The sequence below is a fragment of the Methanolinea sp. genome (assembly GCA_016699325.1).
Lineage (GTDB): Archaea > Halobacteriota > Methanomicrobia > Methanomicrobiales > Methanospirillaceae > UBA9949.
Window position 1 is genome coordinate 89,043 of the sequence record CP064971.1, and the last position, 25,132, is coordinate 114,174.

A 25,132-nucleotide genomic window follows, 5' to 3' on the forward strand; every position below is an offset into this window, starting at 1 on the left:
AAAGGTATCTTCGGCCCCGGTCATTTACCGGGCAACGCCCTAGGCGGGGTCAGGAAAAATCAGGAGAGGGCCGGGTTCTCCACCCGTCCCATGAACAGGATCAGCCCGGTCTCATCGTCCTGGATGAAGAAGAGGAACGGATGGTCGGCCCGGAATACCGGGACCGGATCAACCGGGGCAGACGCCCGCCCGACAATGACGGCGGTTGCAGCTGCCGCTTCGGTTCCTTCTTCATTCACATCGACGAATGCCTGGTGGATCACGTTCGTGATCAGGAGGTCACGGGTGCCGTCCATTCCCGAAAGATCGGCCGCACCTGTAAAGGCAGTTGGCATCCCCATTGCCGAGAGGGGACCGGACAGGAAGTATTTTGTCTCGAGCGTGAAGCGGGGGAGATACACCATGACCCGTTTCACGGTGAGGTTCTCCCGCAATTCGGCGAGCGTGTCGGCAGTGAGTGTTCCTTCAACAGCAGCCAGGGTTTCATCCCTGGGGAGGAGGACAAGCATTGACAGGGGTTTCCCGCTACCGGACTCGTACGGCATCATGAGCACCTGGAGGTCAGCGGTCTCCATGTACCCATAGGTGGCCTTTGTATCAGTCCGCTGCATCATGGGGATCTGCACGGTCGTGCCCCTACCGGTCCGGAACTCCTCCACGGTGGTCTTCTCCTCGTCGAACTGTTTCACCCAGGTTCCCTTGAAGTAGACCGCGTTCGTGATAACCAGGCGGGTCAGCGGAGTGATGGACCCGGCCGGGATCAGGTCCGTGATCTTTTCCCGGGTCTTCTCCTCGACCCACCGGTTGATGGTAATCCGTGATGCATCCGGGCTCCCTATGAAGTCGAGGTTGGTCGTCTTTGCACCGTAGGCCCGATCAGCCATGTCAATATAATCCGGTAGGAACGGGTAGGTCTGTTCAGCCCAGAGCGCATTTGCGGCATGGAGCGAATAAGCAGGAGAACCACTGTTGATCCCTGCAATGAGCTCTTTATACCCTTCTCTCATCGTGGCGGTGTCTTTTGGGAAGTGGAAGACTTCCCGGATCTCGTGTGCCGTATCCCCGCGGGCCCCTTCATAGGTAATTGCCAGCGCCGAGGAGATGCTGAACGGCGAGAAGAAGAGATTCTCCGCGTCGATTGCCTGGTCTTCTGACAGGTGTTTGTAGAGATCCAGGGCAAACTGGTTGTTGGCCGTAACGATGGGTGCCCGGTCATCAGCAGGTGGGACAGGAGGCGGGGGTTCCTGCCCAGCCTGAATATCGGGGTTGGTGCAACCAGCAAGCACGAACATGGCTATGAGGAGTGATGCCAGCACAGGGAGGGACATGGTTGTATAACTCATTGATCTGTACTTGGCAGATGTCAGGTTAAACCTGGCGTTAGGTGCGGGAATCTTGGGATTTATCCATCGACAGGTTGCGGATAGGGGCCAGGGCCCTGGAGCGGGTCATGCCCGGTGGTGGAAAAATGAGAGGGAGTATCTTCAGAGCGGACCGGTGAGGGTGGGCAGGAACAATCCGACAATGGTGGTCAGGATCCAGACCGCAACGGCGATTACCAGCGACTTGAACCAGCCGATCTTGTAGAAGAACTTCAGTGCCAGCAGCCATACGATGCCGGCAATAATGGCCGCGATCCAGCCTTTGCCCATCAGGGAGTAGGCGATGGTGTATATGATCGTGCCCGTGAGGGCGGCGAGAAGTGCCGTTCCTATGCCTTCTTTTTCTCCGAACAACTTTGCGATGAGGTAGATGATGATCGTTGAAATGATCAGCCCGACGATGAACATCAGGGCGGTGAAAACCAAGGATATCATAGGTCTGCATCTCTTTCCTGGTATTAATGTCTATCTGGCAGGAAAGGAGGATTATGGGTTATCGCCCCGGAAAAACCACTTGTTTCGGTTCAGCCTGGTTCCTCGGCGGGGAATCACACCGTTTCCGGGACGTGGGGCGGCGTCTTAAACGGGCCGGCGGTCAGGGTAACACCGATATTCCGTCCTTGTTGCACTCCTGGTGCCTAATAATAGAAGATCTGTATCCAGTCAAGGCCGGAATATGTATCCCGAAAGAGGATCCATTTCACCTGCTCCACCAGTTCCTGGTGGGTGCCTGTTCTCATTACCCGTGCAGGTCCTTCCCGGACCTTCTTCCTGGTCGTTAACAAGACAGATCCGGGTGCTTAAAAAAAGGTTTACGCATCACCCATGCCCGGCAGTTGAGGAACAACCCTTTTAGTGGCAGTCCCGGATCCTGCTCATCATGAATGCACGGCAGAGTGAATACCGATACCGGAGTGGCGGTGGGGGGCCAGGTCAGTCCAGGGTAAGGTTCCCAAAGTTACAGGGTCCTGGACCGTACCGCAACCTGTCGATAAATAAATCCCAACCCGGGATCTCAACCCGGGCGGGCGGGCTCTCGTCAGAAATTCTCCCGGACGAGGGGGATGCCGAACGATGCAAACCATCTGAGAAAGCGTAGGGGATCCTGCATTGCCGGCAACCTTCCACTCCGCTGGAGGTAGCCGTCCCGGACCGTCAGCCCGCCCCATGCAGCGAGGATATCCTGCCGGACCCTGTATGCCCTGTCCCGGTATTCGCCGATGGGGATACACCGTGCCAGCCTCCCGGACCGCCCTGGCCGGGCGCGCACGATGATGTCGCGGGGATTGCCCTTACGCCGGGTATGGGCATTCTCGTTCCACCGTTCGGGAGGCACGGATGCGGCGGAGAGCACTTCATCGACCTCGTAGAACCCGATCAGTGCATAAACCAGCTCCCGGTCTTCCGGCCAGATCGATCGCATCCCCGCGTAAAAGATGATGAAGTCCCCGGGGACCAATGCCTGCAGCGGGATGTTGCGGGGGTAGCGGTCGCCAAAGGTGAGGTACTTGAAGTCAGGGTCAAGGTGCATGGGTCTCCCCAGAAGATGGGGTGGGAGGGTGATCCCGAAGTCCTGCAGAGCAGGGATAAGCTCATCGAAGTCCCGGCACAGGCCGTCCCGGATGAGCAGTGGTTCTTCGGGGATGGGGACGTAGACGAACCTTCCCGAGCGGGGGTCGATGGGGGCATTCCAGCCGCCCGATGTGGAATCTATGCCGACCCGGACAAGGAGCCCGTTCATGGATGATATTTGCCATGGAAAGTAAGATAAAATCGAGCGTGGGATAGCAGGCCGGGCAACTATTCCGGCCCAGTGTTACACAACGATATTGAGGGATACCTGTTTTTGTACACCTATGGATCTCCAGGAATGTATCCGGTTTGCCAACGAGAACCCGGGGTAACTTTCATCGCGACAGCCGATGGCGACCAGCCGCGTGCCAGGGCATTTGCAATGTGGTTTGCGGACAGGCCGGGTTCCTATTACCACACGGGCACGCCCAAGCGTATCTACCACCAGCTGGTGAAGAACCCATCCGTGGATCTCTGTTTTTAATGCCCCGGGTGAACAGGGTGCCGGGAAGATGATGCGGCGGCGAGTTTTCCTGCAATGGGTGGGGCACCTGGAGCCCCCTGGAGCTCTTCGGTGGGAACAAACAGGGGACGACCGAATGTGGAGGGCATCGCCGCAGCACGGGCATTTGCACGGGAACCAGAGATCAGGGTTTTGGGGCGATGCCGGGGTCCTGGCACGCATCGCAAACGGTGTCTTGCCCCGTGCATCATTCTCCCTGCCGGGTGGGTAAAAGATTTATACCGGGGTAGTCCCTCATCCTTTCGGTGATGTTCATGATTCAGGAAGGAGTAACGTTTGACTTCGGGTATTGGACTGTAAAACCGGGTCTGGAAGACTTTTTTTTGGAAAAATGGCAGAAATTTGCACAATGGACCCTCAATCACTACAAGGGTATCCGATGGGTCTATATGGTCCGCGACCAGGAACGCAGTAATGAATTCATCTCCTTTGCACCATGGGATTCTCCCAAAAGCATTGCTGAATGGCGACAGTCTTCGAAGTATATTGCGGCTGTTGCCGAACTCAAAGATCTCTGCGAAGGGATCGAACCAGGCACCATGATCGAAGTAACGCACGTAAAACGGTAGGGGGGGGTTTAAAAGCATCAGCCCCGGGTCATCCCACCGGAGAGCTGCCGGATAGCCTCTCTTCCGAATAAATTCAACCGATTCCCTGTATTTTCGGTGTGTATCCTTTTTTGGAGTAAAACGTCTGGATCTGTTCGCATCGTGGAGATTCCGCGCAAATGCCCTTGCTGCGGCGACGTCCTCAGTATTCCGGGCACTCGGCACAGGTATTCTGTCGTTTTTCACGATAACAACAGATCTTCATAGCACATTTCGCCTTTGACAGGTCGCGCTTTCACTGTTCGTTCCCCAATTTACTTCCCTTGCATGTCGCTCCGTTAAAGGCATGGGCATGTCCTGGAGTATGCCTTGCAACATCCGATGAACCGGATGGGCGGTTCCCGATTCTTTGCCGATGCCTCTTCTTGGAACGTTCTATATCATATGGTGCTGTCTCACTCGACGACTCAGTGAATGACCTGATCTTCTTCTATCAACTTCCTCTTCGTACGAACAGATGACGCACCCTGCCAACCGGTGTGCGGTTGGGAGCCGGCGTTTCAGCATCGCCTGGTTGCCAGCCCCCTGCAAGGTTCCATCCGTGAACCATGGTCGGAGGTGGGTGAGTGACAAAGACCTTTTTTTCCGGTTTCCTCGTGGTGGCAGAGCCCAGGCCATTGCTGCCCTGGCGGAAGTCTCGTGGTTGTAGGGCGGACTCTGGCTACCTGATCGGGAGTCGATCTCCAGCTCATCGTAACTGCTTCTGCCGCAGTCAGACGATGTCCAGTGCCACCAATTCCTCGATCTCCTCTTCCGCTTCATCCTTCGTCCGACGGTTCCTTCCAGACCGGCGAGCTGTTTTCGGGTTGAACACTCCTCTTACCCACTCAATAAATCCCATGTCCGGCACTCCTCCGGGCTTTATTGTCGATCCTGATAGTTGCTCGACACTGCAGGCACTTAATACGAACGGGTCTCCTGGATCTCCCGATGAGGGCAAGCTTCGTTCCCATGTAGGTCCGCTCGCTGCCGCATCGGGGACAGGTCACCCGTATGCTGGTTTCATCCATCGCCACCCTCCCTGCTCCCGGAAATGGGGGCCGCCGTACAGCCCTCATACCGGAGAGTGTCCTTTCCTGTCACCCGCTGATCTGTTCGGAACGGCTGACAGTACTTCCGATCTCCGCATGAAGGGAAAAACCAGGGCTGCATGGATGGTGAAAGTGATACGCTGACCGTTACGGGGCGGCAGAGGCGAGGACCGCTTCATTCAGCAAAAGATCGGATTGTCGTGCTGGTATCCACCGTTATCGCACCCGGATCGGGCGCGTATCCGTTCCAGGACATCCGGATCCCCTGCCTATTTATGCGATGCACAACTATCAGGTAGCGATCGAGCCATGAGAAATACCACTGATCTGGTGAACGAGATGCTTGCCGAGGCAAAGACGGCCTGGCTGATGGCCATTGTCGTGGGATTCGAGACGGAAACAAAGTTTGTGTTCAGCACCGGCAGGCAACCGCTGGAAGAACTGAACCAACTGGTTCAGCGTGGCGGATCACCTGTCGGGCTCCTGAAATTTGAGAAGGAAGGGGACATGATCACTGGGAAATACCGCCCGTTTGAGGAATATCACGGTGTTCAATGGGTGGAAGAATACCTTGCCGGGCTTCTCGATAATTCCGAGGCGATCATCGCACAAAGCCAGCAGCAGGGATGAAATCATCTCGTATTTTTTAAGAATCCGTTTTCATTCCGGGATATGGTGCCATTTATCCCCAAAATCCAATAAGGATTTAAACGGGAAAATATGACCAAACCCACCTGCCCAAAATATGCCGGGAAAAGGTTATATAAAATGAGTAAGGGCAGGAGATGATTACGCCCGATGCGAGTGTGACTTTTTTCTTCATACCCTTCTTCTTCGTTTCACAAGGCAGGAGTGGTGGGAGATAACCCGCCTGTTTCTGATGGGATAAAACTCAAATTCGATTGTTGAGTGACCCCGTTTCGTCAAAAAACGGGTATTGCGGGCACTTTTAAAATCTGAACGGTTGTGGAGGCTGACGATGGGGAGGACGCCCCAGTGAAAGGAGTGATGCTGTTTTCATTACTTCAGTGTGTGGATAGGAGACCGGATATGCAGGTATCGAAGTGGTGTAGTGTCCTTCCCTGGAAGATCATTCCTCTCCCACTCCTTTTTCACCAACCACCCATTCCATCCGTCTCCTGCACCGGTAACAGAATTCCGGGCCTTTCCGGTCGGTGTCCCCGATCCAGTTTGAGAAGTACATTACATAACCCCCTTTTGAGATCCTGATGGATCCAGCGCTAAATTAGCATTAATATTCAGAATCAGAGGATAAATGCGCTCCCCGACAAAAAGTACAGTTAATAATCGACTAAAATACAGAAATGAGCAAGATTAAACCGTAAAATTGATCGTACTCAAGGGAGCATTCATATTTGAACACAAATGAACACTCCCATCATAGTAGATCCCGAAGACCCAAAATGGTTACTCCTCGAACAGATCATGAACATGACAAGGTCCCGTGTGGTCAAGCAGGCCATGGCACGGCATGGCGTTGTGCCAGTCGAGAAAGCAGGAACAATATTCCGTATCCTTTTCATTTCGATGTATTTCTCGGTAGATATCACCTATCTTCTGGAAGAACTCACAAAACGAAGCGCATTACGAAGTTTTGCGCATGTGGCACAGGTTCCCTCTGCCGCTGTCATCTATCAATTTATCAGCAAAATGAAGGACGATCAATTAGTCTTGCTGATCTCTGATATCCTGAATTCCATGTGCACACGCCCATCCAGGAGGAACCACAGGAAAATGATTAACCCCCTTTTGAGATCCTGATGGATCCAGCGCTAAATTAGCATTAATATTCAGAATCAGAGGATAAATGCGCTCCCCGACAAAAAGTACAGTTAATAATCGACTAAAATACAGAAATGAGCAAGATTAAACCGTAAAATTGATCGTACTCAAGGGAGCATTCATATTTGAACACAAATGAACACTCCCATCATAGTAGATCCCGAAGACCCAAAATGGTTACTCCTCGAACAGATCATGAACATGACAAGGTCCCGTGTGGTCAAGCAGGCCATGGCACGGCATGGCGTTGTGCCAGTCGAGAAAGCAGGAACAATATTCCGTATCCTTTTCATTTCGATGTATTTCTCGGTAGATATCACCTATCTTCTGGAAGAACTCACAAAACGAAGCGCATTACGAAGTTTTGCGCATGTGGCACAGGTTCCCTCTGCCGCTGTCATCTATCAATTTATCAGCAAAATGAAGGACGATCAATTAGTCTTGCTGATCTCTGATATCCTGAATTCCATGTGCACACGCCCATCCAGGAGGAACCACAGGAAAATGATTGTTGATGGATCTGCTATCACTCTGGATCTCAATGTTTTCAGGAGAAAGTTCAGAAAAAAGGATCTGTTAAAGAAAGATTACCGGTGGGGCTTTTCCAATACGCGGGGATATTATCTCGGTTACAAATTGACCCTCGTGATCGAATACCCAACATTGTTACCGCTTTGTGTGCTCCTTCATCCAGGTTCACCACATGATTCTGCTCTCTTTGTAGAGATTATGAACGAATTGAGGAGAAGGAGAATCATTCGGAATGGTGACATGATTATTTTCGATAAAGGCTATTTTTCTTCAAAAAATTATCAACTTGGTGTGTTGAACTATAAGATCGTCCCGCTCATATTCCCACGAAGTAACTTCAAAATTGAGAAAGCGTTCAGTAAAATGTGTTATCCGCTTTCTGTGTATTCCCCGACATGATGGGGAAAAGATCAAGCGAGAATATGAGACTCTTCTTGCCAGGCTAAAATGTGAACTGAATCAGTGGACTGACTATCTCGGTATTCGCTCTTTGATCGAAGATTTCTTTAAATTGGTCAAAGATGCGCTCTCTCTTCAGAGATTGCACAGATATTCACGGAGCTCTGTTGTCAAATTCGTTTGTATTGATGTACTTTTAGCCGGGATGATTATTTTAAGCGGATTTCGCTCAAAGAAGAAATTACAGGCCTTGGCTGAATGGTAATCCCGATAGGGGGCTAGTACATTACACATCCGGGATATTCGCAGTGGGAAAGGCCCAGGGCATGGCCAAGTTCATGAACCGCCTCGGTGAGGACCCTCCACCGGTACACCTTCGGGTTTGGGGAATCCCCATACCATTCCGGGCGGAGCCGGAAGGTCGAGATGAGCGCCCGCCCGGTGCAGGCGATACCGAACACGCAATTCATCCTGCCTGAGAAGAGGTCTGCCCCTGTAATGCCCAGGGATAGGTCTGCCCCTGAATCCCCTGGCCAAGGGAGGTCGGAAAGGAGCCCGTCTGCCAGGTACTGGTGTCGTTCCGGGTAAAAATGCCGGGGGGAGAGCGGCATAGAGGAGCATTCCTCCACTCTGGTAAAAAGGATTTCAGGGATATCCTCCATCAGCCACGAACAAGGGGCAGGATCGACTTCGCCAAAGGCGATGAGTGCGACCCTGATCAACTTCATAGCGAACCCGAAGCGATCTTCTGCAGGAGGGCGGCACGGTTTACGAAAAAGAACCGCCGTTCCAGCACGGTAAACCCCGCACGCTCCGCTTCGGTGAGGTTTACCTGGAATTCCTTTCCCGTAACGATTACCGGGGGTTCGGAGTAGAACAACCGGCCTTTCGGGGCCAGCAGCAATGCGATCTCCCGGAACACGTTCCGGGGGTCCGGGGCTTCGTGTACTACGAAGATTGCAAACGCAACATCGATTGTCCCGTTCATCTCCTGGGGAAGGCCGATAGTTTCCGGCGCACACCGGTGGGTCATGACCCGGTGCATGAGCCCCTCTTCCTCCATCCGTTCCTTCAGGGTGCGGAGCATATCTTCCTGGAGATCCACGGCGATGACCATTCCGGTATCGCCGACTCTTTTTGCAAACTCGCGGGTGAAGAAACCCGGCCCGCATCCAAAGTCGAGGACGCGGTCGCCGGGTTGCACGTAGCGCCTTGCAAGCCGGCCGGGCTGGTACAGGATTCGCCGGGAGCGGGTATCGAGGTGCCTGGCCCGGGAGGCAGGGAAGACATGGTGCGGGCGGTTGTCCGGGGGTTTGGCCGCAGTGGGCATGCTAGCACCGGGTAGCCTTTCAACACTCTTATCCGTTTTGCATCCCCCCTCCACTGAACCGATCGTGTCAATGGCGGGGGAAAATTGTGAAGGTCGTCAGCTGGGCATTTTTATTCTGCCGAAAGTGAGCACTTTTACAGCGCCAGTGACACCGTCTTTCAGTATGCAGGGACTGTAGGGTCTCCCCGGGACAGGTGATCAGCGTCCAAATTGGAAAACACGCCGGCAGAACCATGATTTCCCACCATTGATAAGTCCCTGATCGCAGAACACCGGGCAGATCTGCCTTTACTGCGGCAGATGTTTATCAAGGCGAATCGCTGCCCGGCACCAGGGACACCAGGTCCTGACCGGATTTCGTGAGCATGCTTCAGGCAGTACTCTTTCCACCTGACTTCGCCAGAAGAAGGATGAGAAGGTAGTGTTTATATAATTTCATGCAAAAAAACACAGCCTTCTCATTAGGTAATATAGCATTAATCGATAAAATTGATTCGGAGACCAACTTTTTCGCATCAGTTCTTGGCGGAGTTGGTGGTCGAAGCAAGTCATTCATACCATCCGTAAAGCTTCTCATCAGCAACAAACTCAATCAATCGGTATCGATCAATAAGATTCTGGACTTTACCCCGACGAACTTCTCAAGACACTGGGGTTTGAAGATACAATTTCAGACCGGAGTTTGTATCGGACTCTGGAACGACTGGGAGAAAGAAAGTCGATTGTTCTTGACCAGTTTCAACGCTGGATCTCCCAGCAGAGCCTCGTGGATCCAACCCAGTTCGTGGACTTCAGTTCGAGTTACTTTGAGGGGACAAAATGTCCGCTGGGGGAGTTAGGGTATTCCCGGGACAATCAGCCAGGGAAACTCCAGATCGCATTTGGGATCAGTGTCGGCCTCAATAACATACCGACGATGCTGACCATCCAGAAAGGAAATGTTCAGGATAAAAAGCATATGCAGATGCTGATCCGGTTATGCTCGAGCGTTCTTCCTGAAGGCAGTCTTCTGGTGTTTGACTGTGGAGGGAATACCCAGGATAACAAACGAAGGATCCGCGATCTGAAGTTCCATTATTTGACCCTGAAAGCAAAGAAGAAAGGACCATACCGGAACGAGATAACGATCTACCATGCCAGGAAAGAAAGCCAGGTTTCATTCGTTTCTGGCAACCGGGTCTATTCATGTGTCAAATATCGGGATGGCGAAGAAGTCCGGTACATATTTTTCTGTGACTACCTGGCCTGTGACCAGTTGACGAAGAAAGCAAGGAAACTTGAGAAAGACCTGGAGAAGGGGAAGGTTCTCACAAAGAAGGTTGAACGCGGAAAAGATCTCGGCCAGTATATCGCTCCTGAGGGTTGGATCATCGCCCGTGGTCATCTCCAGAAGATCATTGGCGATATCCCCAACCCCTATGTAACCGGTCTTGAAGGTTTCTTCGTGCTTGAATCAACCATCGATGATGATCCCGAAAACATCCTGAATGCCTACAAGAATCGTGACCGTGCAGAGAAGTTCATCCGGGACCTCAAAGAAGGAGCCGAGCCCGGCCGATCCGGCACTGGTCCAAACACGCGGTGATCGGGTGCGTGTTGATCGTTTTCCTCACCAAAGTCCTGGTGAGTTTGACACAACTTTTCTGTAAAGATCCCGTCGTGAAAAATCTGAAAGTCCTCAAAAATTATCTCACGAATTTGACACTTACGATCATATACCCTTCTTTTGGGTATCCTGTCAAGATCATTTCCAACTTCTCCCCAGAAATACGCCCAATTCTTGGAGATTTTATCAAGAGATATGGTAGCCTGGAGGCGCCAAATCACTGGTAAATTGCTTCTGGCGAATTGGGTTAAGTCGTTTAAATTTGATGGAAGTACTGAAAAGTGGCGAAGTTAGGTTTCCACCTTTCATCCCATGCCACGTCCACTCGTAGCCACAACGGTGACAGATAACACGAACACTGTATATGAAAGAGAAGAACTCGTCCTTCCTGTTTATGACCCCGGCCCTACCCAGTGCCCGGCACGCTTAAACAGAACCTCTCTGCTCCGACCCGCGGGACCAGGACATCGCCCCCGCGAGGATGAGGAGGATGAGAGCGACCAGGAGCGCTGCATCGATCCCCTTGATGAAAGCATCGGTCACGTGCCCCACGAGTACAGACGTGCCAACGAAGACCTCGAATGCGAGTTCGCGGGGGATTGAGGCAGAGGCAACCGAGATGGCAACCACGTAACTGCCGAGGATCCCGGTGTTCTGCACCATCCGGAGCGTCCCGGATACGCTCCCGTAATCTTCCTCCCGTGCATTAGCCATTATGGCGCTGTTGTTCGCCGGGTAGAACATCGAGGTGCCCACCCCTGACACGAACGAGGCAATGAGGACAACGTAAAGGGAAGTATCGACCTGGAGTGTCATGTAAATGAGGATGGCTGCAGAGATCACCATTGTCCCGCCGGTGGCGATGAACCGTGCTCCGATGCGGTCCGAGAGTTTTCCCATGTAAGGGCCAAGCACGCTTCCCACGATATAACCTGGCGTGAGCAGGAGGGCGGCATCGAGGGGGGAGAGCCCGCGTATCCCCTGGAGATACATGATGATGAGAAATACCATCGCGATATACCCAAGGCTCTGGAAAAATGCTGCCAGGAGGCTGTATTTGAGGATATGCCTGCTCAGGCTCGCGAAATCGATCATCGGGGCCTCGGTGTGCAGTTCATGGCGGATGAAGACCGGGATAAGGATAATACCCATCACGGCGAGTGCAACCGCCCGCAGGGAAAGCCCGTACCCTGCAAAATCGACCGCTCCAAAGGAGATGAGCGTGAGGGCTGCCCCAAGGAGAACCATCCCCGCAATATCGAGTGAGGCCCGGATCCGGGTAGTGACCTTGATGTAACGCAGGCCGAGGTAAAGGGCGACAATGCCGATGGGGATGTTCATGAAGAAGATGTATTCCCACCCGAAGAACGTGGTGATGACTCCTCCAAGCACGATGCCAAACATCGCTCCGATTGTCCAGCCCATGGAGTTGTACCCAAACGCGGCACCGCGCGAATTGGGCGGGAAAATGTCGGCGATGATCGCCCCGGAGTTCGACTCCATGAATGCCCCGCCCAGGGCCTGGACCCCGCGAAAGAGGATCAGCATGTTGATGGTCGGGGATATCCCGCAGAGGAACGAGCCTGCGGTGAAGATGCCAAAACCAAGGTTGAACATGCGGGGCCGGCCGAATATATCGCCGAGCCTCCCGAGTTGCACGGTGAGGACCGCCACCACCAGCAGGTAAATAAGGATGATCCACATGGTGGTGAGAAGATCTGCATTGAGCTTCTCCGCGATGACGGGAAAGGCCAGGATGACGATGGTGCTGTCCAGCGCCCCCATCATGGTGCCAAGTACAAGGACGGAGAGGACGATCTTCTGCTGCCGCTCCATGGAGGGAGGTTGTGTCCTGTCTCTATCTAATGTTTCCGAAATTACGGGTTATGCCACAATAACGGTGAAAATCCCACCGGCCATCTTTCGGATCCACATTACAGGACGCCTTGTCTGCGCGGAAAGTTAATTCTTCTTAAAAGAGGGGCCGATTCTAGAGTTCATGAAGCAAATCCAGGTATTGTTTCTTGTCATTCTAATTGCGACGATTCTTGCTGTTGGGTGCACAGCAGTTGGAAATCCCGATGATCAATTCCGAACGGCGTGGCAAAATGCGGAGAACTAAGTCAAGGGTTATGGTGCCCAGAATGAGGGCTGCTATAGGACCAGAGGTATCAACTAACTACGATATCAAAACCCTGTCCGAAGGATCAAAGTGATGATCGGCACCATCGATAGAAATTATGACACCATATCAAAAATTCAGGTGAACAGTAAGTGCACATAAGCGTAACAACCTCTCTTGCATTGAGTGATCTTCGTTGGCCTGTGTTGACATCTCTAAAATGCAGGATGAGGACGCTCTTGAGGCGCTTGGTCACCTCTGCACCTCCCTTCTTAGAAAGCCAACGAAGGACTAACAGAGCATTTGCCTGTACCGGCTGCGACCTTGCCCCTTTATCCTGCCTCTGCTCCTGCTTTCTTTGGAATGCCATCAAGGGACATTGCTTTTCGGATGTAACCCTTTTTGTGCCAGGAACGACACTCCGGCAGCTGCACCGCTTGCAGGGAAGAGGAAAAGGTGCAACATGGCCTTCCTGGTCACTGCCGGGTTCCGACCATCGTGTCATGCGACAGGATACCACAGGTCTTTTAGTCACGACCAGGAGTTCATGACAGAGGAGGTCTGACCCCGGGTTCCTGGCCTTTTTCTCCCTTGCCAGGATCGCTGTCAGGCAGGCACCGGGGACCACGAACAGAAAGGTAGAAGAAGAACCCGCCTGGTATCTTCCTTTGCATGGACCATCCTCCGCCCCATTCCTTTTCCCGCTCTCCGGTCGAAGAGGTGTTCTGCCGCTGCACCTGCCGGCCCGGTGCTCTATCATTTACCCTGGCAGTCCCGGCGCCCTATCCGGGGTGGCCTGTTATCAGGGAGAGGATCCGGGAGATGGTTACCGGTGCCGGGGACATCTCCCTGGTTACAGGGTGCATGCTCAGGTATACCGACCTGTTACCTGCCGGTGAGGGCAAGACCCTGCCAGGGACAGAAGATATCGCACAGCTCCTCTCCGGGATATACAATTGCTCAACGACACCGGAGGAGGTTATACTCATCGGCACTCGGATCCCTGGCACGGCAGGGTCCGTCTGTTCGATCCCTGACCGGCCTGGAAAACCGGGATGGACCCTGGCATTCACCGTGCACACGGAGGGACCGGCCAGGTTTATCTCCGGGGACGGCATCGTGGAATGGTTTGACGGTGCCCGGGCCGAGATCCACCGGCTGTTCGACCTCATCGTACCCGAAGAGATCCTACAGGCTCTCAGGTGATGCTGCACTGCAGGGAGGCTCACCGGGTACAGGCACAGGTGAGTGTTATCTCCCTGCTCACGATCTGCCGGGCCGGAGAGAGTCCATCGGTGGGTGATGGTGAACCATCCCCCGGTTCTCGGTTTCACTTTCACCCCCCATTCCCGGAAAGGAATTGATGAGGGAAAACGGAGGATGTCCTGTGGCATTTGATGATATGAAGACCTTCGAGGGAAAGGTCTATTCGGGCATGCCCATCGGCGGCACCCATGACTGGGAGTACCCCAATGGCGTGTGGCACGAGGAGAAGGTGGCCCCGGACCGCTGGGTCTTCTCCTTCCGCTGCGAGAAGAAGAGGGTACGGAAGGCACCGCAAGGGTCAGGAGCTCTCCCCGGGACCCAGTACCACTGGTTCATCCTCGCCCACCAACGGGTCCGGAAGCTGGACCAGGATACCTACGGGACGGTCATGCAGGGAGTCAAGTACAAGATCGCCCACAAGAGGCCGTACTGGCGGCGCTGGAACACCGAATACCCGGAAAGCAAACCGGAGCGTGAGATCCTGGTCAGGGTCATCGAGAAGTACCTGGAAGAGCTGAGGGCGGAAGGCGATCTCGAACGCGATATCTCTCTCCGGCCCGGCAGATTGTGAATGGCGAGACACTCCTGCCAGGGATACACAGCAGAGAGGTGGCCAACCACCAGCGACCGGGGAGGAGAACGGAAATGCGTGGAGTCCGTGCTATGCAGCCGGAAAGAGAGCGCCCACGGACAGGTATCGCTTCGCCTGGTCCCTATCCTTAAATACCCTGGCATCTGAGTGAACGGACATGGAAGATATTGCCATTGTTACGGTTCCGCCGCAGCAGGTGGTGGGGATCAGGAAGACCGGGAGATACACGCTGATCCCCGAACTCCTCATGCAACTCGCCAGGTACATCACCGGGAACCGGATTGCCTTTGCCGGGATGCCGACCTTCATCTGCCATGAAACCAGTCCGGAGCGCGTGAAGGAGGCAAACGAGAAAGGAACTGCGCTCGTTGAGGTCGTCTGGCCGGTCTCGGGCACGGTTAACGGCAGCGGAGATATCGAGGTCTACACCATCCCGGGAGGAAAGATGGTGCGGGCCGTGCACAGGGGGCCCTATGAGACCTGCGAACCCACCTACCTCGCCCTCTTTTCCTGGATTGAGAGCCACAACCTCCAGATAGCTGGCCCTCTCCGCGAGGTCTACCAGAACGACCCCGGGGAAGTGAAACCAGAAGATATCCTGACCGAGATCCTGGTGCCGGTGCAGTGACCGAAGGGACGCACCGGATGAGGAGCAAGGGAGAACATTCACGATAAAAAAACAGGAGGTAAAATAACATCCGGTGGGAGCCGTCTTGCCCTTCACCGGAGAACAGCACCTTCCCCGGCGGATCCCCGGATCCTCTCCAGCGCCTTCTGTCTTCGTTCGTTCCGCTTGTATTCGTGGACTCCCCGGAGCGAGACCTTCCACTCCCTGCAGAGGGCCCGTATCTCCCGGGCAACCGCGTCCGGATCCACCCCGCCCCGGCCGATGATATGGAATATGACGAGCCGGGGGGAGTTCGTCGTGTTGAGGGTCTTTACGGCGAGCAACTCCGGATCCACGGTCCGTGCCGCCAGGTCGATGATGCCGAGCGAGAGAAAACCAGGTTCTGTCGGCTCGACGATGAACTGGATATAGAAGCAGCCTTCCGGCGCAGGGTTCTCCCGGTCTTCCTCGTCCGGGTGGCCCCCGCACGAACTGCACGTATAGACATCGGGGAGATCATTGATGGCATCGACCAGGATTTTCACCCTGTGGTCGCACTCGACCGGCAGCGACAGGACGGCAAAGATCAGCTCTTCGCGGTTCCGGTCCTCTGTAACCCGTTCGCAGTTGCGTCCTCCAGTGCGTGTGGACATCATCGTTCACCCCAGTGTGCTGGAGCAGCGGGCAGAACCGTCTCATGAGGACGTGCCCGGCACTTCCACCTCTCCTAATCCTGGTAGTTTCATCCTCATCAAATCACCCCTGGGACAGGTGGCGTCCGTGAAAGCCTGGTTGATCACAACCGGACGCTCCCTGAATCGGCCATGACTGAAAAAAACAAATCCGATCAGTCTGTATCTGTATTCTCATGCCCGAAATGCCTGAAACTTTTTTTTAAAGCGTATTCGAAGGATTACCCCGGCAGGGACCCGGCCTGGATGAATGCACGGCCCGGGGTTTCCGCACCATCCCGGACCTCCCGAAACGTCCCCGGATCCTCGATATTGGATGCGGTTCCGGGATGCAGACCATCGCACTGGCCCGTCTCTCTCCCGGTTCATTCGTCACCGCCAACGACATCCACCAACCATTCCTCGATGATGTCGAAGAGCGGGCAAAGAAAGCAGGAGTGAAAAACCGGATCGCCACCCTCCGGGCATCGATAGACGACCTCCCCTTCCGGGCATGAGTCCTTCGACCTCACCTGGGCGGAGGGTTCGGCGTTCGTCATGGGCTTTCGGGAGGCGCTCTCGTCCTGGAAGCGGCTCCTGGAACCGGGAAGGTACCTGGCCCTCTCCGAGCTGGTCTGGTTTACCCACATGCCAACGCAGGAGTGCAGGGAGTACTTCGCACACCAGTATCCTCCCATGGTGCATTACGAGGAAGCCCGGCGGGTGTTACGGGATGCCGGGTATGCGATCCTTTCCACTTTCCGGCTTCCCGACGCCGCATGGTGGGATCACTTCTACATCCCCCTGTCCGATCGGCTGAAAATCCTGAAAGCGCAATATCCCGCCGACCAGGAGAAACAGGCCCTCCTCTCCTCGTTCGAGGAGGAGATCGAGATGTTTCGCACCCATTCACGGTAATACGGCCATTCCTTTTTCGTTGCCAGGAAGGAACAGGGTTCACACCGGTTATAGAACCCTTGCAGTGAGGATGCTTTTTGTGTCCTCCTGGAATCCGGGTTTTATCCTGCTGCCCGTTCAGCTGCGGGAAGCCTCAAACCCTGCGCAGCAGGTCTGCCGAAGCCTCCAGGTCTACGACATGTTTTGGGTAATTGCTCTGGGGAAAGCCGCTGACCCCGTCACCTTCGGTGGAGGGGAACAGCGCCACGTGGAGATGGGGCAGCCTGCCGCCCCGTATGAACATGCAGACATGGTCTGGTGAATACGCCGCCTTGATCTTGCGGGCGATCGTCTTTGCGGCAATGAAGAGGGTGGCCAGGTCATCGTCCGGGAGGTCGTAAAACTTCTCAACATGTTTTTTCGGCACTACAAGACAGTGGCCGGGCGCACAGGGCGCCACATCAAGGACACCGATGCAGTACTCGTCTTCATAGATCTTCCACGAGGGAAGCTCTCCTTTTGCTACTTTACACAGCACGCAGTCCATGGAACCGGGTTGGAGTGGACTATCTGAAAAACATATCCATCGGGTCAGCGGTCTTGGCTGAAACGTTGAAACAGGATCACCTGCACGGTGGATCAAGTGAGGGTATTGCTCCGTTTGCCATGGCAGGTACTGATGTGGTCCCCTTTCTTTTTCTGACCGGCAGCCACCACCTGATGGGGAACCAGGTGGCAGGAATTGTGGAGAGTATAGATATCAGGTGCCTGGTCGAGAAGGTGTTTGCCGTCGCGACCGATGCAGCACGATGTAGCACCTGGCACACGGCAATCGCCGAGGCAGAACAGGCGTCTGCTGGACCGGTTGAGAGTCGACACGACCTTCAGGGCACTATCCGGCTGATGGGCCGTTCGATGCCATGGACAGCAACAGCCACGCAATACGATGCGATCAGGAAGTCTGGAAAGAGATCGATTCGGTTTTGGCGTTTTCATCGAACAGCACAACACCTACACTCCTATAACCGATGGGACGAATGGAACGATGGTCTATGACACGAAATCCAGCGGATGCAGGCGGGTATCTTCTCCCAAGAACGTTCACGCGTTGCGAAACGAGATGGAGAGGAGCCCTGGTCAAATTGAAGCATATCCTTGTAGGGTGGCTGGCCGGGGCCGGTAGGTACGAGAGAACAGGATCAAGGCGAACCTATCGCAATGGGACCAGGTCTCGATCACTCAAATCACGATATGGCTCATTATCCCTCGATAAACCCTTATTGCGGGATATCCCGTTCAAGACACAGGTATTTGAACGATATTCAAGGGTGGAGCAGGCATTGGAGAATGCGATAATTGAGTCGTATCTTCAGGGAGTATCCACAAGGAAGATCCAGAATGTGATCTATACTCTCGGTGTGGAAAAAATCTCAGCCTCATATGTATCGAGTATTGCGAAAGAACTTGATGAAAAGGTCATAGGATTTCTTTCACGTCCCGTTGAATCACATATCCCCTACCTTTTCGTGGATGCTTCGTATTTCAAGGTCAGAGACGGAATAAGGTATGTGAATAAGGCCTTGCTCGTGATTGCTGGCATCAGGAATGACGGGGTCCGGGAGATCCTGGGTGCCAGGATTGCAGACTGTGAGGATGAACTTACCTGGGAAGACCTGTTCTCTGACCTGAAGGATCGTGGACTGAGGAGAGTTGATCTTCTCATATCAGATGGCCATAAAGGTATCCAGAATGCCGCGCAACGCTCGTTCCATGGGTGCAGTTGGCAGATGTGCCAGGTGCATTTTATCAGGGCGGTATTGAAGAAAGTTCCGAGAAAAGATCACAAGTTCGTAGTCGCGATTCTGAAGGATGCGTTGAATGATCCTCGAAGACTCCAGGAATGTATCCTTGAACTCGAATCTCGAGGATTTTCCCGCGCTGCGGACACTATAGAACGATTCCAGTATGATGTGTTGAATTATCGTAGTTTTCCTATTGATCACTGGAAAAGAATCCGCACTACCAATCTTCTCGAACGTGTTAATAAAGAATTAAAACGTAGATATCGGTCCATTGGGGCATTTCCTAATGATTCTTCATTATTAAGAATTGCGGGATCTATCCTCATGGATATCAATGAAGAGTGGATCACAAGTAGACGGTATTTATCCGATGCGGGTGAGATATCCTCTGCGGATACAGGATCTGAAATTACAGCTTATTAGGGACGGTACCGATTCGATTTTGGAATGGAATCTATTTAGATTTTGATTACGTTCCACTTATAGCTGAACAGTTACAATTAAATAACCTAATCACTTAAAAACATTCAAAATGAAAATTATTATCAACCGTGATGTTTTATTCAGTCTTTCTTCCTCCCCAAGGATCGATATTCTCAAATTGTTGAACGTACAGCAACGAACTCTAGGTGAATTGGCAACGATGACGTCTCTATCGAGAGCCAACACTTATTATCATTTGCAAAAACTAATCGATAGCGATCTGGTAATACCAGTAGAAACGAGGAATGTCTGGATTTATTATAAACTGACAGAACAGGGAAAGCATCTGATTCAGCCTGATGAGAATGATCACATTGTTTTAATGATAGCAACGGGATTGATATCCTATTCGGTGGGAGTGATCTTGATAGTGAACATCATTTCCTTACCCAGACTCACCGCCGCATCTTTCTTCCCTTTATTGAATCCATATTTATATATTCAAATGATCGTTGGGGTAGTGTTAGTGATCATCGGGATAATAATAATATTGAAGAAAGTTAGTCCCAGGTTTAATAATTTTTCTTTCCATTAAAAATATTTTATACATATTGGTAAATCTGAAAATGATCCAGGATCTATTTTTTCACGGATGGTTGGATCATCCAGGTGTATCATATGAAACTCAATCAATTCTATAAACCTAACTTCGCCACTTTTCAGTACTTCCATCAAATTTAAACGACTTAACCCAATTCGCCAGAAGCAATTTACCAGTGATTTGGCGCCTCCAGGCTACCATATCTCTTGATAAAATCTCCAAGAATTGGGCGTATTTCTGGGGAGAAGTTGGAAATGATCTTGACAGGATACCCAAAAGAAGGGTATATGATCGTAAGTGTCAAATTCGTGAGATAATTTTTGAGGACTTTCAGATTTTTCACGACGGGATCTTTACAGAAAAGTTGTGTCAAACTCACCAGGACTTTGGTGAGGAAAACGATCAACACGCACCCGATCACCGCGTGTTTGGACCAGTGCCGGATCGGCCGGGCTCGGCTCCTTCTTTGAGGTCCCGGATGAACTTCTCTGCACGGTCACGATTCTTGTAGGCATTCAGGATGTTTTCGGGATCATCATCGATGGTTGATTCAAGCACGAAGAAACCTTCAAGACCGGTTACATAGGGGTTGGGGATATCGCCAATGATCTTCTGGAGATGACCACGGGCGATGATCCAACCCTCAAGGAGCGATATACTGGCCGAGATCTTTTCCGCGTTCAACCTTCTTTGTGAGAACCTTCCCCTTCTCCAGGTCTTTCTCAAGTTTCCTTGCTTTCTTCGTCAACTGGTCACAGGCCAGGTCGTCACAGAAAAATATACCTGGACTTCTTCGCCATCCCGATATTTGACACATGAATAGACCCGGTTGCCAGAAACGAATGAAACCTGGCTTTCTTTCCTGGCATGGTAGATCGTTATCTCGTTCCGGTATGGTCCTTTCTTCTTTGCTTTCAGGGTCAAATAATGGAACTTCAGATCGCGGATCCTTCGTTTGTTATCCTGGGTATTCCCTCCACAGTCAAACACCAGAAGACTGCCTTCAGGAAGAACGCTCGAGCATAACCGGATCAGCATCTGCATATGCTTTTTATCCTGAACATTTCCTTTCTGGATGGTCAGCATCGTCGGTATGTTATTGAGGCCGACACTGATCCCAAATGCGATCTGGAGTTTCCCTGGCTGATTGTCCCGGGAATACCCTAACTCCCCCAGCGGACATTTTGTCCCCTCAAAGTAACTCGAACTGAAGTCCACGAACTGGGTTGGATCCACGAGGCTCTGCTGGGAGATCCAGCGTTGAAACTGGTCAAGAACAATCGACTTTCTTTCTCCCAGTCGTTCCAGAGTCCGATACAAACTCCGGTCTGAAATTGTATCTTCAAACCCCAGTGTCTTGAGAAGTTCGTCGGGGGTAAAGTCCAGAATCTTATTGATCGATACCGATTGATTGAGTTTGTTGCTGATGAGTGGTTTTACGGATGGTATGAATGACTTGCTTCGACCACCAACTCCGCCAAGAACTGATGCGAAAAAGTTGGTCTCCGAATCAATTTTATCGATTAATGCTATATTACCTAATGAGAAGGCTGTGTTTTTTTGCATGAAATTATATAAACACTACCTTCTCATCCTTCTTCTGGCGAAGTCAGGTATAAAGGAATATCCGGATTCCTGATTCTGATACTCCTTGTTGGGTTGTGCTCGGCAAATAATTTGGGCGATAATGAAATAACAGGAGAATCTACACCTTACTATTCGCCGTATCTTATCCATCAAAGTGGAAAAGCAGTAATCCCTGCGGATGATATTTTGAAACAGGAATTTTTCAGTAATTTACGAACGATTGTTCACAAATCGGATGAATCGTTCATGGACCTGTACTATTATCCAAAAGGCCCGATTATTGGACTCGGTTATAATTATCTTGGTGATATTGTCGTTCACGTTGAAGAGAAAACACCGATTTCAAAAGAAACAATGTATGAGATTGAATCTAACATTCGAACAATCGGAAAAAACCAAGGTTTAGATGTTGTATCGGTTGTCTTCATGTCCGATATCATACCAATCCTTGATAAAACTAGAACTGAAACCTGGCGGCCAGTGATCGGAGGGATTATGATATCCACTGGGCTGGGACAGGGCACGTTGGGTTATGCTGCCCGGGACACTTCCGGCAATTTAGGGTACGTGACCGCAGGACATATTGCGGAGCCAGTTGGATCTTCGGTTTTTCAACCCGGATCTCCGAATCAGGCCGGATCCGTCACAAAGGTCGGAGGAGTGCATTCTGATTCAGCATTTGTGCGATTTTCTTCCGTTCGAGCAAGTATATTTGAGTCGGAAGCGATTCAACGGGATATCAAGTATGTCATTGACCCGGGATTCGTCACCTGCACTATGTCTGGTATTACTTCCGGGGCTGTATCAGGACCCGTAATTGAATATGGGAGTCTTTACAATTCCTACTTTGGACGAACACTCCATGATCAGATCTATATCGACTATCCGAGTGCAGGAGGCGACAGTGGGGCGCCGGTCTATTATTTCAAATGGGGAAATTGTTTCTTGGGGGGGTTACATTGGGGTCACGGCAGGTACTCCGTTGCCTCACCTATCTCTCAAGTCTGGAATGATCTGGGTGTTGTCGCACTGACGCGCTGACCCAAAAATTTTTCCTAATTTTTCTTTTAATAGGGCTCAATTCAATGAAAATCAGTTAAAATGCTAGAATTAGCAAAAGCCAATTCAGAAGTATTGCTTAAATGTTGTGAAATCTAAGATCAAGTTCTGACATACAATCTTCACAAAGGGGTGTTACGGAATGAAAATCCCAATGGAACTCCAAACCATCAGAGAATTACTACAGCCTTCCCTAGTTGATATCCTTTTGCTGCTGAACGATCAGGAGAAAACAGAAAGCCAAATCGCCTCCCTACTTGAAAAGGATACCCCCGAAATTCAGCATGCATTGGAACAATTGATAAAACAAGGCCTTGTCAGGTCAAGAGAGAATAACCGGGGAGAGCCCCTTTATGAAACTACACCTGAGGGAAGGAGGTTATTCGATATCAAAGGATACCACGTCGCTCTTGTTTTGGGATTATTTGCGTTCATTTTATACTCTCTCGGCCTGATTCTTGTCATTAATTGTTATTCTAACCCGATTTATGGTGTGTCAATTCTGAAACCGTTTCAAGACGAAGTACTCCTGCAGCAGTTCATTATCGGCTGTGTATTAGTGACAGGGGGGACACTTGCAGGCAGTATCGCCACTTATAAAGTAATCCATGATTGATGCCGCTCGTGAAAATTTTTTTTATACATTTTCATGTTGTTTATATCTTTTTATCTATAATACTTCAGCGAGATGGCTATGAATGTTTTCACAAAAAAAACAGTTGGCTGTGTATTCCTTATATGTTTTTGGATTTCTTTAATTGGTTTCGCGAATATCATTACCGTCAATGGATTTAAGATTATTGAGCAACCTGAAGATGATCCAGGACTGATACCTGATATACAAAAGGGACTGTTGCATTGTGATACACCCTATTATCAGGATTATCTCATCAGACGAAGTGTGAATGGATATGTCCCTTATTCGGAGAAGGCATTCTATTCATTTTTAAACCGGTCGTATGAGAATCGTAAAACCCTCACAAAATTACTTCCAGAAAGGTATTATTATCCTAACGGCCCGGTAATCGGGCAAGGGTTCAATGCCTATGGTGAAATAACGGTGCATATTCTCGAAGGATGCGAGATATCAAATGAGACGATGGATGAGATTGAATTCGCGATCAGATCTGAATCCAAAATCCTAGAAATCTCGGATACGCCCATTGTGTTTTATTATGATATAATTCCCGTACTCAATATAAAAAATTGAAGTGATGGTAAAACTACGTGATGGAGCTCTCTGTGATTCCATTTTTCGGACATTGACTTTCAATTGAAGATCCAATGATTCGACATTTCAGTGTTTTAGACCGCCATTTCTCATCCTCTTTTTAACACACACCCTTCACAGGCCAATCCCATTAAGGACTTCCTGCCTGTATTGACCTGACTTCGCCAGAAGAAGGATGAGAAGGTAGTGTTTATATAATTTCATGCAAAAAAACACAGCCTTCTCATTAGGTAATATAGCATTAATCGATAAAATTGATTCGGAGACCAACTTTTTGCATCGGTTCTTGGCGGAGTTGGTGGTCGAAGCAAGTCATTCATGCCCTCCGTTAAGCTTCTCATCAGCAACAAGCTCAATCAATCGGTATCGATCAATAAGATTCTGGACTTTACCCCGACGAACTTCTCAAGACACTGGGGTTTGAAGATACAATTTCAGACCGGAGTTTGTATCGGACTCTGGAACGACTGGGAGAAAGAAAGTCGATTGTTCTTGACCAGTTTCAACGCTGGATCTCCCAGCAGAGCCTCGTGGATCCAACCCAGTTCGTGGACTTCAGTTCGAGTTACTTTGAGGGGACAAAATGTCCGCTGGGGGGAGTTAGGGTATTCCCGGGACAATCAGCCAGGAAACTCCAGATCGCATTTGGGATCAGTGTCGGCCTCAATAACATACCGACGATGCTGACCATCCAGAAAGGAAATGTTCAGGATAAAAAGCATATGCAGATGCTGATCCGGTTATGCTCGAGCGTTCTTCCTGAAGGCAGTCTTCTGGTGTTTGACTGTGGAGGGAATACCCAGGATAACAAACGAAGGATCCGCGATCTGAAGTTCCATTATTTGACCCTGAAAGCAAAGAAGAAAGGACCATACCGGAACGAGATAACGATCTACCATGCCAGGAAAGAAAGCCAGGTTTCATTCGTTTCTGGCAACCGGGTCTATTCATGTGTCAAATATCGGGATGGCGAAGAAGTCCGGTACATATTTTTCTGTGACGACCTGGCCTGTGACCAGTTGACGAAGAAAGCAAGGAAACTTGAGAAAGACCTGGAGAAGGGGAAGGTTCTCACAAAGAAGGTTGAACGCGGAAAAGATCTCGGCCAGTATATCGCTCCTGAGGGTTGGATCATCGCCCGTGGTCATCTCCAGAAGATCATTGGCGATATCCCCAACCCCTATGTAACCGGTCTTGAAGGTTTCTTCGTGCTTGAATCAACCATCGATGATGATCCCGAAAACATCCTGAATGCCTACAAGAATCGTGACCGTGCAGAGAAGTTCAGCCGGGACCTCAAAGAAGGAGCCGAGCCCGGCCGATCCGGCACTGGTCCAAACACGCGGTGATCGGGGCGTGTTGATCGTTTTCCTCACCAAAGTCCTGGTGAGTTTGACACAACTTTTCTGTAAAGATCCCGTCGTGAAAAATCTGAAAGTCCTCAAAAATTATCTCACGAATTTGACACTTACGATCATATACCCTTCTT

General features: G+C 51.2%; 27 protein-coding genes and 1 pseudogene. 18 read left to right on the forward strand and 10 right to left on the reverse strand.

The genetic code is table 11. From position 1 onward, the window contains the following. Window positions 1-59: 59 nt before the first annotated feature. From IPI71_00465 to IPI71_00475, 3 genes are all read right to left on the reverse strand, one after another. The gene (locus IPI71_00465; protein QQR71044.1) at window positions 60-1,343 is read right to left on the reverse strand and encodes a serpin family protein; all 1,284 of its coding nucleotides are present in this window, start codon (window positions 1,341-1,343) and stop codon (window positions 60-62) included. Between the two features lie 141 nt (window positions 1,344-1,484). Beyond that, window positions 1,485-1,817 carry a hypothetical protein gene (locus IPI71_00470; GenBank protein QQR71045.1) on the reverse strand — a complete coding sequence of 111 codons (333 nt, stop codon included), beginning with the start codon at window positions 1,815-1,817 and terminating at the stop codon, window positions 1,485-1,487. A 604-nt stretch (window positions 1,818-2,421) separates the two neighbouring features. Then, window positions 2,422-3,123, reverse strand: coding sequence for a hypothetical protein (locus IPI71_00475; protein QQR71046.1), 702 nt, complete (start codon window positions 3,121-3,123; stop codon window positions 2,422-2,424). Window positions 3,124-3,725: 602 nt separating this feature from the next. Here IPI71_00475 and IPI71_00480 point away from each other — a divergent pair. The 5 genes from IPI71_00480 to IPI71_00500 all read left to right on the forward strand — a co-directional run bounded on the left by IPI71_00480 (window position 3,726) and on the right by IPI71_00500 (window position 7,849). Next, window positions 3,726-4,046 (forward strand): antibiotic biosynthesis monooxygenase, encoded by a 321-nt coding sequence (locus tag IPI71_00480; GenBank protein ID QQR71047.1) that lies wholly within the window; start codon window positions 3,726-3,728, stop codon window positions 4,044-4,046. Between the two features lie 878 nt (window positions 4,047-4,924). Continuing rightward, the gene (locus IPI71_00485; protein QQR71048.1) at window positions 4,925-5,260 is read left to right on the forward strand and encodes a hypothetical protein; all 336 of its coding nucleotides are present in this window, start codon (window positions 4,925-4,927) and stop codon (window positions 5,258-5,260) included. 165 nt (window positions 5,261-5,425) lie between these two features. Beyond that, window positions 5,426-5,746, forward strand: coding sequence for a hypothetical protein (locus tag IPI71_00490; protein QQR71049.1), 321 nt, complete (start codon window positions 5,426-5,428; stop codon window positions 5,744-5,746). A gap of 756 nt (window positions 5,747-6,502) precedes the next feature. After that, on the forward strand, window positions 6,503-6,898 hold the full coding sequence (locus IPI71_00495) for a hypothetical protein (protein QQR71050.1): 396 nt from the start codon (window positions 6,503-6,505) through the stop codon (window positions 6,896-6,898). Between the two features lie 156 nt (window positions 6,899-7,054). After that, window positions 7,055-7,849 (forward strand): transposase, encoded by a 795-nt coding sequence (locus IPI71_00500; protein QQR71051.1) that lies wholly within the window; start codon window positions 7,055-7,057, stop codon window positions 7,847-7,849. Window positions 7,850-8,127: 278 nt separating this feature from the next. On the opposite strand, the gene IPI71_00505 is transcribed toward IPI71_00500, so the two are convergent. Beyond that, window positions 8,128-8,577 (reverse strand): matrixin family metalloprotease, encoded by a 450-nt coding sequence (locus tag IPI71_00505; GenBank protein QQR71052.1) that lies wholly within the window; start codon window positions 8,575-8,577, stop codon window positions 8,128-8,130. Then, the gene (locus IPI71_00510; GenBank protein QQR71053.1) at window positions 8,574-9,179 is read right to left on the reverse strand and encodes a class I SAM-dependent methyltransferase; all 606 of its coding nucleotides are present in this window, start codon (window positions 9,177-9,179) and stop codon (window positions 8,574-8,576) included. The genes IPI71_00505 and IPI71_00510 overlap by 4 nt, the downstream gene beginning before the upstream one ends. Window positions 9,180-9,861: 682 nt before the next feature. Here IPI71_00510 and IPI71_00515 point away from each other — a divergent pair. Next, a complete protein-coding gene (locus IPI71_00515) occupies window positions 9,862-10,764 on the forward strand; it encodes a hypothetical protein (protein ID QQR71054.1) in 903 nt (300 codons plus the stop codon). A gap of 447 nt (window positions 10,765-11,211) precedes the next feature. Here IPI71_00515 and IPI71_00520 read toward each other — a convergent pair whose 3' ends face one another. Further along, entirely contained in the window at window positions 11,212-12,621 is a 1,410-nt protein-coding gene (locus IPI71_00520) for an MFS transporter (GenBank protein QQR71055.1), read from the reverse strand. A gap of 958 nt (window positions 12,622-13,579) precedes the next feature. Between IPI71_00520 and IPI71_00525 the strand changes: the two genes are divergently transcribed. The 4 genes from IPI71_00525 to IPI71_00540 all read left to right on the forward strand — a co-directional run bounded on the left by IPI71_00525 (window position 13,580) and on the right by IPI71_00540 (window position 15,393). Beyond that, window positions 13,580-14,113, forward strand: coding sequence for a hypothetical protein (locus IPI71_00525; protein ID QQR71056.1), 534 nt, complete (start codon window positions 13,580-13,582; stop codon window positions 14,111-14,113). A gap of 181 nt (window positions 14,114-14,294) precedes the next feature. Beyond that, window positions 14,295-14,744 carry a hypothetical protein gene (locus IPI71_00530; GenBank protein ID QQR71057.1) on the forward strand — a complete coding sequence of 150 codons (450 nt, stop codon included), beginning with the start codon at window positions 14,295-14,297 and terminating at the stop codon, window positions 14,742-14,744. Further along, window positions 14,745-14,912, forward strand: coding sequence for a hypothetical protein (locus tag IPI71_00535; protein ID QQR71058.1), 168 nt, complete (start codon window positions 14,745-14,747; stop codon window positions 14,910-14,912). A 10-nt stretch (window positions 14,913-14,922) separates the two neighbouring features. After that, window positions 14,923-15,393 carry a GyrI-like domain-containing protein gene (locus IPI71_00540; GenBank protein ID QQR71059.1) on the forward strand — a complete coding sequence of 157 codons (471 nt, stop codon included), beginning with the start codon at window positions 14,923-14,925 and terminating at the stop codon, window positions 15,391-15,393. Window positions 15,394-15,485: 92 nt separating this feature from the next. Here IPI71_00540 and IPI71_00545 read toward each other — a convergent pair whose 3' ends face one another. After that, entirely contained in the window at window positions 15,486-16,025 is a 540-nt protein-coding gene (locus IPI71_00545) for a hypothetical protein (protein QQR71060.1), read from the reverse strand. Between the two features lie 224 nt (window positions 16,026-16,249). Between IPI71_00545 and IPI71_00550 the strand changes: the two are divergent. Beyond that, window positions 16,250-16,961, forward strand: a pseudogene (locus tag IPI71_00550) (class I SAM-dependent methyltransferase). Between the two features lie 133 nt (window positions 16,962-17,094). Here IPI71_00550 and IPI71_00555 read toward each other — a convergent pair. Beyond that, window positions 17,095-17,487 carry an HIT family protein gene (locus IPI71_00555; protein QQR71061.1) on the reverse strand — a complete coding sequence of 131 codons (393 nt, stop codon included), beginning with the start codon at window positions 17,485-17,487 and terminating at the stop codon, window positions 17,095-17,097. A 14-nt stretch (window positions 17,488-17,501) separates the two neighbouring features. Here IPI71_00555 and IPI71_00560 point away from each other — a divergent pair, with 14 nt between their 5' ends. The 3 genes from IPI71_00560 to IPI71_00570 all read left to right on the forward strand — a co-directional run bounded on the left by IPI71_00560 (window position 17,502) and on the right by IPI71_00570 (window position 19,760). Further along, window positions 17,502-17,996: a hypothetical protein gene (locus IPI71_00560; protein QQR71062.1), complete on the forward strand. Its 495-nt coding sequence runs from the start codon at window positions 17,502-17,504 to the stop codon at window positions 17,994-17,996. 77 nt (window positions 17,997-18,073) lie between these two features. Then, window positions 18,074-19,165 carry an IS256 family transposase gene (locus IPI71_00565; GenBank protein ID QQR71886.1) on the forward strand — a complete coding sequence of 364 codons (1,092 nt, stop codon included), beginning with the start codon at window positions 18,074-18,076 and terminating at the stop codon, window positions 19,163-19,165. A 109-nt stretch (window positions 19,166-19,274) separates the two neighbouring features. Continuing rightward, window positions 19,275-19,760, forward strand: coding sequence for a winged helix-turn-helix transcriptional regulator (locus IPI71_00570; protein ID QQR71063.1), 486 nt, complete (start codon window positions 19,275-19,277; stop codon window positions 19,758-19,760). Window positions 19,761-20,183: 423 nt separating this feature from the next. Here IPI71_00570 and IPI71_00575 read toward each other — a convergent pair whose 3' ends face one another. Further along, window positions 20,184-20,450, reverse strand: coding sequence for a hypothetical protein (locus IPI71_00575; GenBank protein QQR71064.1), 267 nt, complete (start codon window positions 20,448-20,450; stop codon window positions 20,184-20,186). Window positions 20,451-20,510: 60 nt separating this feature from the next. Beyond that, a complete protein-coding gene (locus IPI71_00580; GenBank protein QQR71065.1) occupies window positions 20,511-21,332 on the reverse strand; it encodes a hypothetical protein in 822 nt (273 codons plus the stop codon). 111 nt (window positions 21,333-21,443) lie between these two features. On the opposite strand from IPI71_00580, the gene IPI71_00585 reads away from it, so the two are divergent. The 4 genes from IPI71_00585 to IPI71_00600 all read left to right on the forward strand — a co-directional run bounded on the left by IPI71_00585 (window position 21,444) and on the right by IPI71_00600 (window position 24,992). Then, the gene (locus IPI71_00585; protein QQR71066.1) at window positions 21,444-22,394 is read left to right on the forward strand and encodes a hypothetical protein; all 951 of its coding nucleotides are present in this window, start codon (window positions 21,444-21,446) and stop codon (window positions 22,392-22,394) included. A gap of 160 nt (window positions 22,395-22,554) precedes the next feature. Next, the gene (locus IPI71_00590) at window positions 22,555-23,028 is read left to right on the forward strand and encodes a winged helix-turn-helix transcriptional regulator (protein ID QQR71067.1); all 474 of its coding nucleotides are present in this window, start codon (window positions 22,555-22,557) and stop codon (window positions 23,026-23,028) included. A gap of 72 nt (window positions 23,029-23,100) precedes the next feature. Then, window positions 23,101-23,622 carry a hypothetical protein gene (locus tag IPI71_00595; protein QQR71068.1) on the forward strand — a complete coding sequence of 174 codons (522 nt, stop codon included), beginning with the start codon at window positions 23,101-23,103 and terminating at the stop codon, window positions 23,620-23,622. Between the two features lie 467 nt (window positions 23,623-24,089). Beyond that, on the forward strand, window positions 24,090-24,992 hold the full coding sequence (locus IPI71_00600; GenBank protein ID QQR71069.1) for a hypothetical protein: 903 nt from the start codon (window positions 24,090-24,092) through the stop codon (window positions 24,990-24,992). Window positions 24,993-25,132 lie beyond the last annotated feature (140 nt).